The following is an 11,522-nucleotide window of genomic DNA, read 5'->3' on the forward strand; positions in this document are numbered from 1 at the left end:
TCAAATTTATTTTGAGACAGCCTCTTTTTAATTTTCTTTAGTTCAATAAGCCTTAAAAGGCGAATCCCGTCTATATTTTTTTATCAAAATTTATTGTGCCTGTTAAGGGAATACCTTAATTTTGGGGTGCCTTTTTGGATATATGTTTTGAAAGGGCATTTCTTAATGAAAAAAATGAGAACTAAAATAGAAGAAAATTATGGCTGAAGCTATTGACATTCGTGAACTGAATGAACGAATCGAACGCCAGAGCGCGTTTGTGACAAACCTGATGGAGGGAATGAATCAGGTAATCGTAGGTCAAAAACATCTTATCGAATCTTTATTGATTGGGTTGCTTTCTGACGGACATATCCTGCTGGAAGGTGTTCCGGGATTGGCAAAGACCTTGGCAATCAAAACTCTTTCTTCATTGATCGATTCAAAATACAGTCGTGTGCAGTTTACTCCTGACTTGCTGCCGGCCGATATTATCGGTACGATGATTTACAGTCAGAAGGATGAACAGTTCATTGCCAACAAAGGACCGGTTTTCGCCAACTTTGTATTGGCCGATGAAATCAACCGTGCACCGGCTAAAGTGCAGAGTGCCTTGCTCGAGGCCATGCAGGAACGTCAGGTGACTTTGGGAAAACAGACATTTGCACTGCCGAAACCTTTCCTTGTAATGGCTACTCAGAACCCGATTGAGCAGGAAGGTACTTATCCGTTGCCTGAAGCACAGGTGGACCGTTTTATGCTGAAGGTAATCATTGATTATCCGAAACTGGAAGAAGAAAAGAAAATCATCCGCCAGAATATTTCCGGGGAACGTACGGAAGTTCGTCCGATTTTGAAGTCGGAAGACATCATCGCTGCCCGCGAAGTGGTTCGTCAGGTATACCTGGATGAAAAGATTGAACAGTATATTGCTGACATTGTATTTGCTACCCGTTATCCGGAGAAATACGACTTGAAAGAGCTGAAGGGTTTGATTGGCTTTGGAGGTTCTCCTCGTGCTTCTATCAACCTGGCACTGGCTGCACGCAGCTATGCTTTCATCAAACGTCGCGGATATGTGATTCCGGAAGATGTGAGAGCCGTGGCTCATGACGTGCTTCGTCACCGTATCGGACTGACTTATGAGGCGGAAGCTACGAACGTGACCTCGGATGAAATCGTCAGCAAGATTCTGAACAAGGTAGAAGTGCCCTGATGCGCTGATACCTGGAATGGTTGCGGACGGGAAAGAGAGTTCCCGTCGGCTTTTATTCGCAGTCGGAAGGCTGCATGGATTATAAATGACTAAGCTGTGTTCCTTTGGTAACTCCAGGGGAACACGGTCAAATATTAAAAGAATGGAGACAAGTGAACTTTTAAAGCGTGTCCGTCAGATTGAAATCAAGACCCGGGGACTTTCGAGCAACATTTTTGCCGGTCAGTATCATTCGGCCTTCAAGGGGCGTGGTATGGCCTTTTCGGAGGTTCGTGAGTATCAGTATGGGGATGACGTGCGCGATATAGACTGGAATGTGACCGCTCGCTTCGACAAACCATTCGTGAAAGTCTTTGAGGAAGAACGTGAACTCACGGTCATGTTGCTGGTGGATGTGTCCAACAGTCTGGATTTTGGTACCATTCAGCAGTTGAAGAAAGAGATGGTGACGGAGATTGCGGCTACAATTGCCTTTTCCGCCATTCAGAACAATGATAAAATCGGCGTGATTTTCTTTTCCGACCGTATCGAGAAATTTATTCCTCCCAAGAAAGGCCGCAAGCATATTCTGTATATTATTCGTGAACTGCTTGATTTCAAGCCGGAAAGTCAGCGCACCAATTTGCAGTGTGCCATCGAGTACCTGACGAATGTGCTGAAGAAACGTTGCACGGCCTTTATGCTCAGCGACTTTATTGACGAACGTGATTTCCAGAATGCGTTGACGATTGCCAACCGAAAACACGATGTGGTGGCTGTGCAGGTGTACGACCGTCGTATGGAAGAACTTCCAGACGTGGGACTGATGCACGTGCGTGATGCGGAAACCGGTCATGAGCAGTGGATTGATACTTCATCAAAGGCATTGCGTAATGCACATCATGCCTGGTGGAAGGAAAAGCAGCAGAAGCTGAATGACACATTTACTCACAGCAATGTGGATTCTGTATCTGTACGTACAGATCAGGATTATGTGAAGGCATTGCTGAATTTATTTGCAAAACGAAACTGACAGTTGACATGAGACATCTCTTATTATACTACTCAAAAATGATAAAGGCATGTTGCTGTGCTGTATTGATTTTATGCTGTGCAACGGGTCTGAAAGCCCAGCAGGTAACGGTGGAAGCTACCATCGACTCTTTGCAGCTGCTTATTGGTGAGCAGGCGAAAATCAAATTGCAGGTCAGCATGGATGCCAACCAGAAATTGCGTCTGCCGTTGCTGCGTGATACGCTGGTCAGGGGAGTGGAGATTCTGGATGTGGCCAAGCCCGACACGCAGCTGCTGAACGACAACAAGCGCTGGCTGGTGTCACAGGAATATACGGTGACTTCTTTTGACTCGGCGCTGTATTATCTTCCGCCGTTTGAAGTGCTGGTCAATGACAAGGCTTACCGTTCAAAGGCCTTGGCGTTGAAGGTGTACTCCATTCCGGTGGATACCCTGCATCCCGACCAGTTCTTTGGTCCGAAGTCCATTCAGGAAGTACCTCTTACCTGGGAAGATTTGGCACCGATGGTATATTCTATCCTGTTGCTGATTGCTTTGGGAGTGGTGACGGCCTTCTTTATCATTCGCTATCGTGACAATAAGCCTATCATCAAGATTATCAAGGTAGAACCTAAACTTCCGCCTCATTTGGCTGCCATGAAGAAGATTGAAACCATCAAGGCGGACAAGGTGACCAAGCGTGAAGACCCGAAAGCTTATTATACGGAACTGACCGATGTGATTCGTATATATATAAAGGAGCGTTTCGGATTCAATGCCATGGAAATGACTTCTACGGAAATTATCGAGCGGTTGCTGGAGGAGAAAGATAAAGATTCTATCCGCGATTTGAAGGTGATGTTTGAAACAGCCGACTTGGTAAAGTTTGCGAAATATGCGCCGCTGATGAATGAGAACGACATGAACCTGGTAAATGCGGTGGATTTCATTAACCAGACTAAGATAGAGGAGGATCCGAATGCTAAGAAGGAGCCGACGGAAATCAAAGTGGAGGAGAAACGTTCCAAACAGGGACGAATTGCCCTGATGTGCAGCATTGCCATTACGGGTGTGGCCGCACTGATTGCGTTGTATTTGTCTGTGCGCCATATCATCGACCTCTTTTTCTAAATTTAATAATGAAGTGAGACTATGATTTTTGCGAATATAGAATATCTGTTTCTGCTCTTGCTGCTGATTCCGTATATCGTGTGGTACGTGATGCGCCGCAAGAAGACGGAACCTACCATGCAGGTATCTACCACACGGATGTACATGCAGGCTCCGCGCAGTTGGAAGATTTATTTGCTGCATGCGCCGTTTGTGCTTCGTATTCTGACGTTTGTGATGATTGTGCTGGTACTGGCACGCCCGCAAACTACCGATAACTGGCAAAACACGGAGATTGAAGGTATTGACATCATGCTGGCGGTCGACGTGTCGACCAGTATGCTGGCCGAGGATTTGAAGCCGAACCGTATTGAAGCAGCCAAGCAGGTAGCGGCAGAGTTTATCAACGGACGTCCGAATGATAATATCGGTCTGACTATCTTTGCGGGAGAAGCATTCACGCAGTGCCCGTTGACAGTAGACCACGGAGTACTGTTGAATCTGTTTCAGAGTGTGGGTTGTGACATGGTACAGCGCGGAATGATTGAAGACGGTACGGCCCTGGGTATGGGACTGGCCAATGCGGTAAGTCGCCTGAAAGACAGCAAGGCCAAGTCGAAGGTCGTTATCCTGCTGACGGATGGTGTGAACAATCGGGGAGACATTTCTCCGCTTACTGCGGCTGAAATAGCCAAGCAGTTTGGTATCCGTGTGTATACCATCGGTGTAGGAACTAACGGTACGGCACCTTATCCGATGCAGACGTACGCCGGTGTGCAGTATGTACAGATGCCGGTGGAAATTGACGAACAGACCATGAGCCAGATTGCCGGAACAACTAATGGAAATTATTTCCGTGCGACCAGCAATACGAAGCTGAAGGAAGTGTACCGTGAAATTGACAAACTCGAAAAAACGAAACTGAACGTGAAGGAATTCAGCAAACGTGAAGAAGCCTATGCGGTGTTTGCACTGATTGCATTCCTGAGCATCTTGCTTGAAATCCTTTTGCGGAATACAGTTTTGAAGAAAATACCTTAAAATAAGAAGTCATGTTTCGATTTGGAGAACCTCAATATTTGTATTTACTGATTGTGCTGCCCTTGCTGGCTGTGTTCTATTTTTATTCGAACTATCGCCGTCGCAAGAAGCTGCGCGAATATGGTAGTCCGGAGTTGCTGGCACATCTTATGCCGGATGTGTCGAAATATCGTCCGGACGTAAAATTTTGGCTGACGCTTTCTGCGCTGGCCATGGTTATTTTCATGCTGGCTCGTCCGCAGTTCGGTTCAAAGATGGAAACGGTGAAGCGTCAGGGGGTGGAAACGGTGGTGGCATTGGATATTTCAAACTCCATGCTGGCACAGGATGTCACTCCCAGCCGTCTGGAAAAATCGAAGAAGCTGATTTCTCGTCTGGTGGAGACCTTCAACAACGATAAAGTGGCCATGATTGTGTTTGCGGGTGAAGCTTTCACACAGCTCCCGATTACGAGCGACTATGTATCGGCCAAGATGTTTCTGGAGACGATTTCTCCTTCCTTGATTACCACACAGGGTACGGATATTCGCGGGGCTATTGATCTGGCCATGAAGAGTTTTACTCCGAACGAAGGGGTAGGACGTGCCATCGTACTGATTACCGATGGTGAAAACCACGAAGGAGGAGCCATCGAGGCCGCTCAGGAGGCTGCCAAGAAGGGTATGCGTGTATTTGTATTAGGAGTAGGTTCACCCGACGGTTCACCTATTCCGGTGGAAGGTACCAATGAATTCCGTCGCGACAAGGATGGTAATGTGGTAGTGACCCGTCTGAACGAGCAGATGTGTCAGGAGATAGCCAAAGCCGGAAATGGTATTTACGTGCGTGTGGATAATACCAACAATGCGGAGAAAGCCCTGAATGCGGAAATAAACAAACTGGCGAAGGCGGATGTAGAGACACAGGTTTTTACGGAGTTCGACGAGCAGTTCCAGGTACTGGCCTGGCTGGCTATTCTTTTACTGGCTGCCGACCTGATGATTCTGAACCGCAAGAATCCGCTTTTCAAGAATGTGAAACTCTTTAAATGAAACTGGAGATGAAAGTGAAAGGATATATTCTGTATATGTGTCTGGCCCTGACTGCCGTGGCCGGATACGGACAGAAAACAGACCGTGATTACCTGCGAAGCGGCAACAAGCTTTACAAGGACAGCTTGTTTGTCAAGGCGGAAGTAGACTACCGGAAGGCGCTGGAGCTGAATCCCAAGTCGGCCGATGCCATGTACAATCTGGGAAATGCGCTGATGATGCAGGAAAAGGCCAAAGAGGCTATGGAGCAGTTTGACGCAGCGTCCCGTCTGGAAAAGGACAAGAATAAACTGGCACAGATTTACCACAATATGGGAGTCATTCTACAGTCGTCCAAACAGTTGCCGCAGTGTATCGAAGCTTATAAGCAATCCTTGCGCAACAATCCGAAGGATGATGAAACCCGATACAACCTGGCACTGGCGCAGAAGCAGTTGAAGGACCAGCAGCAGAACCAGCAGAATCAGGACCAGCAGCAAAACAAGCAGGACCAGAAACAGGACGACAAGCAGCAGAATAAGGATCAGGAAGACCAGAACAAGAAAGAACAGCAGCAGAATCAGCAGCAACAGCAGCAAAACCAGAACCAGATGTCGAAGGAAAATGCCCAGCAGTTGCTCAACGCCGTGATGCAGGACGAAAAGAACGTGCAGGATAAGGTGAAGAAACAGATTCAGGTGCAGGGACGCAAGCTGGAAAAAGACTGGTAAGGCTTGACGAAATGAAGAACAAATGAATAATCATAAATAACAGAATAATGCGAAAGATAATATTCTTACTTTTTACGATACTTGTGGCATGGCAGGTGAAGGCAGCTGACAACGTGCGTTTTGTAGCAGAAGCTGCTGACGTGGTGGTCAGTGGCGACCAGGTACGTCTGGTTTTTACGGTCAATTCTCAAGATATCAAGGATTTCCGTGCCCCTTCCATCAAAGGATTTGAGGTGCTGATGGGGCCGAGCCGTTCTCAGCAGAGCAGTATTCAGATTATTAATGGAAAGCGTACGTCGAACAGTTCTACGGCGTTTACCTATATTCTGCTGGCGGGAAATCCTGGTACGTATACCATTCCGGCAGCCAGTGTCGAGGTAAATGGAGAGAAAGTCTTTTCTAATGCCATTTCCATCAAGGTGCTTCCGCAGGACCAGACCTCTGGAAATAGTGGCAACAACGGGGGAGGCGGTGCTTCTTCTTCACGTAGTCAGGCAGCAGGTAGCCGTATCTCAGCCAACGATTTGTTTATCACGGCTACAGCCAGCAAGACAACCGTACACGAGCAGGAAGCCATCTTGCTGACTTACAAGGTATATACCGTGGTGAATTTGCGTCAGCTTTATGGAAAAATGCCCGATTTGAAAGGCTTCCATGTACAGGAAGTAGAGCTTCCACAGCAGAAAACTTTTACGCTGGAGCACTACAAGGGACGGAACTACAACACGACCGTATGGAGCCAGTATATCCTGTTCCCGCAGCAGACGGGCAAACTGGAAGTTCCGTCTATTACTTTCGATGGGGTGGTAGCTCAGCAAACCATATCGGATGATCCTTTTGATGCCTTTTTCAATGGTGGAGGATACGTGGAAGTAAAGAAGAAAATTACGACTCCGAAAGTAGTGATTAACGTACAGCCACTGCCAGCCAAACCGGCCGGATTTTCTGGAGCAGTGGGTGAGTTCAAAATGGCTTCTACCATCAATGCTACGGAAATGAAGACCAATGATGCCGTGACCATCAAGCTGACGCTGAGCGGTACGGGAAACATGAAGCTTATCGGCACGCCGGAAGTAAAATTCCCCCAGGATTTCGAAATTTATGACCCGAAGGTGACGGACGACTATAAATTGACCAGCAACGGACTGACGGGTACGAAGACATTTGAATATCTGGCAATTCCGCGTCATGCCGGCAACTTTACGATTCCGGCGGTAGAATTTACCTACTTCGACCTGAAGAGCAACAGTTACAAGACCCTGAAAACAGAAGCTTACAACCTGAAGGTGGCCAAAGGACAGGGAAATGCCGATCAGGTGATTTCAGACTTCACCAACAAGGAGAGCGTGAAGATGCTGGGTAAGGATATCCGCTTCATCAAGTTGGGTAATACTTCACTTCGTCCGAAAGGAGAATTTTTCTTTGGTACTGTAGGCTATTATTTGTGCTACCTGATTCCGTTGTTGCTGTTCGTAGCCTTTGCAGTGATTTATCGACAGAAAGCCCTCGAAAATGCCAACGTGGCGAAGGTGAAGACCAAGAAAGCCAACAAGGTGGCTACACGGCGTATGAAACTGGCTGGTAAGCTGCTGGCAGAAAACAAGAAGAACGAGTTCTATGATGAAGTGCTGAAGGCTTTGTGGGGCTACATCAGCGACAAGCTCAGTATTCCGGTATCTCAGCTGTCGAAAGACAACATTGAAGCCGAACTGACCAACTACGGTGTGCAGGAAGCCTTGATTGCCGAGTTCATAGGCGTACTCAACGAGTGTGAATATGCACGTTATGCGCCGGGCGACGAGAATGAGGCGATGGATAAGGTGTATTCCGCTTCCGTGGAAGTCATCAGTAAAATGGAAAACAGTATCAAACATTAAAACGGATAGGAGAGCAGACTAAATATGAAGAAATTGTCTTTACTATTGATTGGACTGATTGGATGCATCCAGTTTGCGATGGCAGCCCCCACCAAGGCGGAAGCCGACGAGGCATACCAGAAGGAACAGTTCAGCGAGGCTGCGGCCCAGTATGAGGAAATCTTGCAGACACAGGGAGAATCGGCCGACATCTATTATAATCTCGGGAATGCGTACTATAAGTTGAAAAATACGGCCAAGGCGGTACTGAACTACGAACGGGCCTTGTTGCTGAACCCGGGAGATGCGGATATACGTTTTAATCTGGAGATGGCTCGCAGCAAAACGGTGGACAAGATTACGCCTACTGCCGAGGTGTTTATCGTGACATGGTATAAATCGCTTGTCAACGTGATGAGCGAACAGAGCTGGGGCTATGTGGGAATTTTCTCGTTCATTCTTTTGCTGATAGGAGTATCTTTTTATATCTTCGGCAATCGTCTTTGGATTAAAAAGACTGGCTTTATCGCAGCAGCCGTATTCTTGGTGGTGACGGTATGTACCAATATTTTTGCCAGCGAACAGAAAACAGAACTGGTAGACCGTACGGGAGCCATCGTCATGGAGCCGACAATCAATGTCAAGAGCACACCGAACGAAGGCGGAACCGACTTGTTTGTGCTGCACGAAGGTACGAAGGTTTTCATCGAAGACAACTCGATGAAAGGTTGGAAGGAAATTCGTCTGGAAGACGGCAACAAAGGTTGGGTGAAGACGGAAGCGATAGAAATCATTTAAAAAACAGTGATAGAAAATGGAAGGCATACAGCAACTCATTGAAGCCGACAAGGCACTGCTGCTTTCGCTCAACGGAAGCGACTCCTTGTTCTGGGACGGATTCATGTGGACGGTGACAGATACCAAGACATGGATTCCAGCCGTAGTGGTGTTGCTGTATGTCATTTTTAAGAACAACCGCATACCGCAGGGAATCGTCATCACGCTGATGTTCGCTTTGTGCGTCACGCTGGCCGACCAGATTGCCTCGGGACTTTGTAAACCTTTCTTTGCCCGTTTCCGTCCTACACAAGATCCTGAACTGATGTATCTGATACAGACGGTCAACGGTTACCGTGGTGGTTTGTATGGATTTATCTCCAGCCATGCGGCCAATACCTTTGCCGTAGCGATGCTGGCTTCGTTGCTGGTGCGCTATCTGCCTTTCACCTGCATGATGTTTTTGTGGGCAATGATTCCCTCGTACTCACGCATGTATTTAGGTGTGCATTATCCAGGCGATATTCTGTGTGGGGCAGTGGTGGGTTTGGTAGTCGGTGCGCTTGTATACCTGTTGTATGCACGTCTGCGCAAGCGATTCCTGGACTGTCCGCAGTATATTTCCACCCAATACACTAAAGGCGGATATACCAAGGATGACATTTCCATTTTGCACGCTACGTTACTGCTGACCTATCTCTATGCGATAATCGGAGGAATAATAACGGCAAAAAGTCTGCATTTCTGACCAGAAGGTATGATATTTTTGAAAAAATCGGTTGGAAAGTTTGTGCTGTCACAATCTTTTGTTATATTTAAGTCGATATTAAAAACAACATTTTGTCTAACACTTAATTATGGCTACTATGAACAGAACAATAACCTTTAACGAACTTCGTAAAATCAAAGATTCTTTGCCCACGGGAAGCATGCACCGCATTGCGGATGAGTTGAACCTCAGCGTGGAAACGGTGCGTAATTTCTTTGGCGGACATAACTTCAAGGACGGGAAAAGCGTAGGTATCCATCTCGAACCGGGGCCTGACGGCGGACTGGTGATGCTTGACGATACTACGGTACTCGATAAGGCAATAGCCATTCTGAAGGAAGAACAACGCGCTTGATATAAGATAAGGGCTGTAACAAGAGAGTGGGAGAGTATCCGTTCCTGTTACGGCCCTTATTGTTTATCCGATATATGATATTAACCTAAAAATGCAGAAGCCATGGAAGAAAAACTTGTAACACTGGCCATTCTTACTTATTCTAAAGCCCAGATTCTAAAGAATGTGCTTGAAAATGAAGGAATTGAGGCTTGCATCCATAATGTTAACCTGATTCAGCCTGTCATTTCTTCGGGCGTGAGAATACGCATTCGCGAAAGTGATTTGCCCAGGGCATTAAAAATCATTGAGAGTTCTGCGTGGTTGGCCGAAGATGTGGTCAATGAGGAAAAAACGGAAGAAAAGCATGGCAGACGGGTGCTGATACCGGTCGATTTTTCTGATTACTCGATGGCTGCCTGTGAATTCGGTTTCAATTTTGCAGCCAAGATACAGGCAGAAGTAGTGCTGATGCACGTGTATTTCAGTCCGGTATACATGCCGAGTTTACAGTATGCGACAGAGAACTATGGGCTGCCGATGGAACATGAACTGGGTATCAAGAACATGCTCGATAATATTCATGAGCAACTTAACAGTTTGATAAACAGTATCAAAGAACGGATTCAGAAAGGAGAACTTCCTGATGTGAAGTTCACCTGCACTCTGAAAGAAGGGGTACCGGAAGAAGAAATTCTGCACTATGCACGCGAGGAAAAACCGCTCATAATCATTATGGGAACGCGTGGGAAAGGCGAGAAGGAAATGGATCTTATCGGTAGTGTGACGGCCGAAATTATCGATCGTAGTCCGGTATTTGTCTATGCCATCCCGAAAAATGCAGAGAAGAAAAACTTCGATGAAATCCATAAGGTAGCATTTTTTACCAGCTTTGACCAGCGTGACTTAATTGCATTTGACTCACTGATAACGACATTCAAGGATTATCATTTTGAAGTATCGTTCATCCATTTGAGCGACAATGCACAGAAGCGTACATGGAATGAAATCAAGCTGGTGGGTATCCAGGAATATTTCAAGAAACAATATCCGCAGCTGACAATTGATTATGACATGTTAGGTGGAGAAAGTCTGCTCAGTAACTTGGACGAATATGTCAAGGAAAAAGGTATCGACGTGCTGTGTCTGTCAAATTACAAACGGAATGTTTTTGCACGGTTGTTTAATCCCAGCATTGCTCGTCGGATGATTTTCCATTCCAATACGCCGATTTTGGTGATTAAATAAAGTTTTGTCTTAGAAAAACGAATTTTCGGGGCCGTTTCCATTCGTCTGGATTCGGCCCTTGTTTTTATGATTCGTAGAAAAATAAGGCTGAATCAATGCAAAAAGAGGCCTTAAAAAATGCAAGTGTATTCATTTCAAAACGCCTTTGCGTTTCAATTAAAACGTAAGGACGTTTGAAATAAAACGTAAAGGCGTTTTGGATTAAACATAAATACGTTTTCCTCTAAATGTACTTATGTTTGAAGTGTACTGAAAATAGTTGTCAGTTTGAAGATTAATTCCTGACTAAGTTGACAGGTTAAACATTATATTCCTACAAAGGTTGTCAGTTCTGCAAAACTACAACAAAAACTCAATATCCGTATATTTTCTCCCTAAAAACTCATCGCTCGGGGAGCGCCGTGCGGCAAGGGACGGGAGCCCCCGTCCCGACGAGCACATCATTCAATTATACCGAT

Annotated in this window: 11 protein-coding genes; all 11 read left to right on the forward strand. The window is 46.2% G+C overall.

Going from position 1 to position 11,522, the window contains the following annotated elements; all coding sequences use genetic code 11:
* Window positions 1-199: 199 nt before the first annotated feature.
* The 11 genes from ACMJ0U_RS04190 to ACMJ0U_RS04240 all read left to right on the forward strand — a co-directional run bounded on the left by ACMJ0U_RS04190 (window position 200) and on the right by ACMJ0U_RS04240 (window position 11,064).
* Complete coding sequence (locus ACMJ0U_RS04190; RefSeq protein WP_417128376.1) at window positions 200-1,195, forward strand: AAA family ATPase; 996 nt, start codon at window positions 200-202, stop codon at window positions 1,193-1,195.
* A gap of 142 nt (window positions 1,196-1,337) precedes the next feature.
* Entirely contained in the window at window positions 1,338-2,207 is an 870-nt protein-coding gene (locus ACMJ0U_RS04195; protein WP_117671649.1) for a DUF58 domain-containing protein, read from the forward strand.
* Window positions 2,208-2,245: 38 nt separating this feature from the next.
* The gene (locus ACMJ0U_RS04200; protein WP_417128377.1) at window positions 2,246-3,319 is read left to right on the forward strand and encodes a hypothetical protein; all 1,074 of its coding nucleotides are present in this window, start codon (window positions 2,246-2,248) and stop codon (window positions 3,317-3,319) included.
* A 21-nt stretch (window positions 3,320-3,340) separates the two neighbouring features.
* The gene (locus ACMJ0U_RS04205) at window positions 3,341-4,339 is read left to right on the forward strand and encodes a vWA domain-containing protein (protein ID WP_417128379.1); all 999 of its coding nucleotides are present in this window, start codon (window positions 3,341-3,343) and stop codon (window positions 4,337-4,339) included.
* Window positions 4,340-4,350: 11 nt separating this feature from the next.
* Complete coding sequence (locus ACMJ0U_RS04210) at window positions 4,351-5,370, forward strand: vWA domain-containing protein (protein ID WP_007558271.1); 1,020 nt, start codon at window positions 4,351-4,353, stop codon at window positions 5,368-5,370.
* A gap of 8 nt (window positions 5,371-5,378) precedes the next feature.
* On the forward strand, window positions 5,379-6,080 hold the full coding sequence (locus tag ACMJ0U_RS04215) for a tetratricopeptide repeat protein (protein WP_417128381.1): 702 nt from the start codon (window positions 5,379-5,381) through the stop codon (window positions 6,078-6,080).
* A gap of 47 nt (window positions 6,081-6,127) precedes the next feature.
* Window positions 6,128-7,957, forward strand: a complete 1,830-nt coding sequence (locus ACMJ0U_RS04220) for a BatD family protein (RefSeq protein WP_417128383.1) — start codon at window positions 6,128-6,130, stop codon at window positions 7,955-7,957.
* A gap of 78 nt (window positions 7,958-8,035) precedes the next feature.
* On the forward strand, window positions 8,036-8,734 hold the full coding sequence (locus ACMJ0U_RS04225) for a tetratricopeptide repeat protein (protein WP_417128388.1): 699 nt from the start codon (window positions 8,036-8,038) through the stop codon (window positions 8,732-8,734).
* A 16-nt stretch (window positions 8,735-8,750) separates the two neighbouring features.
* Window positions 8,751-9,461, forward strand: coding sequence for a phosphatase PAP2 family protein (locus ACMJ0U_RS04230; RefSeq protein ID WP_417128385.1), 711 nt, complete (start codon window positions 8,751-8,753; stop codon window positions 9,459-9,461).
* Window positions 9,462-9,579: 118 nt separating this feature from the next.
* Window positions 9,580-9,837 carry a hypothetical protein gene (locus tag ACMJ0U_RS04235; protein ID WP_022052836.1) on the forward strand — a complete coding sequence of 86 codons (258 nt, stop codon included), beginning with the start codon at window positions 9,580-9,582 and terminating at the stop codon, window positions 9,835-9,837.
* Between the two features lie 102 nt (window positions 9,838-9,939).
* Window positions 9,940-11,064 (forward strand): universal stress protein, encoded by a 1,125-nt coding sequence (locus ACMJ0U_RS04240; RefSeq protein WP_417128387.1) that lies wholly within the window; start codon window positions 9,940-9,942, stop codon window positions 11,062-11,064.
* Window positions 11,065-11,522: the final 458 nt, after the last annotated feature.

The organism is Phocaeicola sp., from assembly GCF_048170425.1.
Classification (GTDB): domain Bacteria; phylum Bacteroidota; class Bacteroidia; order Bacteroidales; family Bacteroidaceae; genus Phocaeicola.

What these genes read in the sequence shown, in the direction of transcription:
- ACMJ0U_RS04190 (WP_417128376.1), top strand. Translation starts at nt 200, where the DNA reads ATGGCTGAAGCTATTGACATTCGTGAACTGAATGAACGAATCGAACGC.
- ACMJ0U_RS04195 (WP_117671649.1), top strand. Translation starts at nt 1,338, where the DNA reads ATGGAGACAAGTGAACTTTTAAAGCGTGTCCGTCAGATTGAAATCAAG.
- ACMJ0U_RS04200 (WP_417128377.1), top strand. Translation starts at nt 2,246, where the DNA reads ATGATAAAGGCATGTTGCTGTGCTGTATTGATTTTATGCTGTGCAACG.
- ACMJ0U_RS04205 (WP_417128379.1), top strand. Translation starts at nt 3,341, where the DNA reads ATGATTTTTGCGAATATAGAATATCTGTTTCTGCTCTTGCTGCTGATT.
- ACMJ0U_RS04210 (WP_007558271.1), top strand. Translation starts at nt 4,351, where the DNA reads ATGTTTCGATTTGGAGAACCTCAATATTTGTATTTACTGATTGTGCTG.
- ACMJ0U_RS04215 (WP_417128381.1), top strand. Translation starts at nt 5,379, where the DNA reads ATGAAAGTGAAAGGATATATTCTGTATATGTGTCTGGCCCTGACTGCC.
- ACMJ0U_RS04220 (WP_417128383.1), top strand. Translation starts at nt 6,128, where the DNA reads ATGCGAAAGATAATATTCTTACTTTTTACGATACTTGTGGCATGGCAG.
- ACMJ0U_RS04225 (WP_417128388.1), top strand. Translation starts at nt 8,036, where the DNA reads ATGGCAGCCCCCACCAAGGCGGAAGCCGACGAGGCATACCAGAAGGAA.
- ACMJ0U_RS04230 (WP_417128385.1), top strand. Translation starts at nt 8,751, where the DNA reads ATGGAAGGCATACAGCAACTCATTGAAGCCGACAAGGCACTGCTGCTT.
- ACMJ0U_RS04235 (WP_022052836.1), top strand. Translation starts at nt 9,580, where the DNA reads ATGAACAGAACAATAACCTTTAACGAACTTCGTAAAATCAAAGATTCT.
- ACMJ0U_RS04240 (WP_417128387.1), top strand. Translation starts at nt 9,940, where the DNA reads ATGGAAGAAAAACTTGTAACACTGGCCATTCTTACTTATTCTAAAGCC.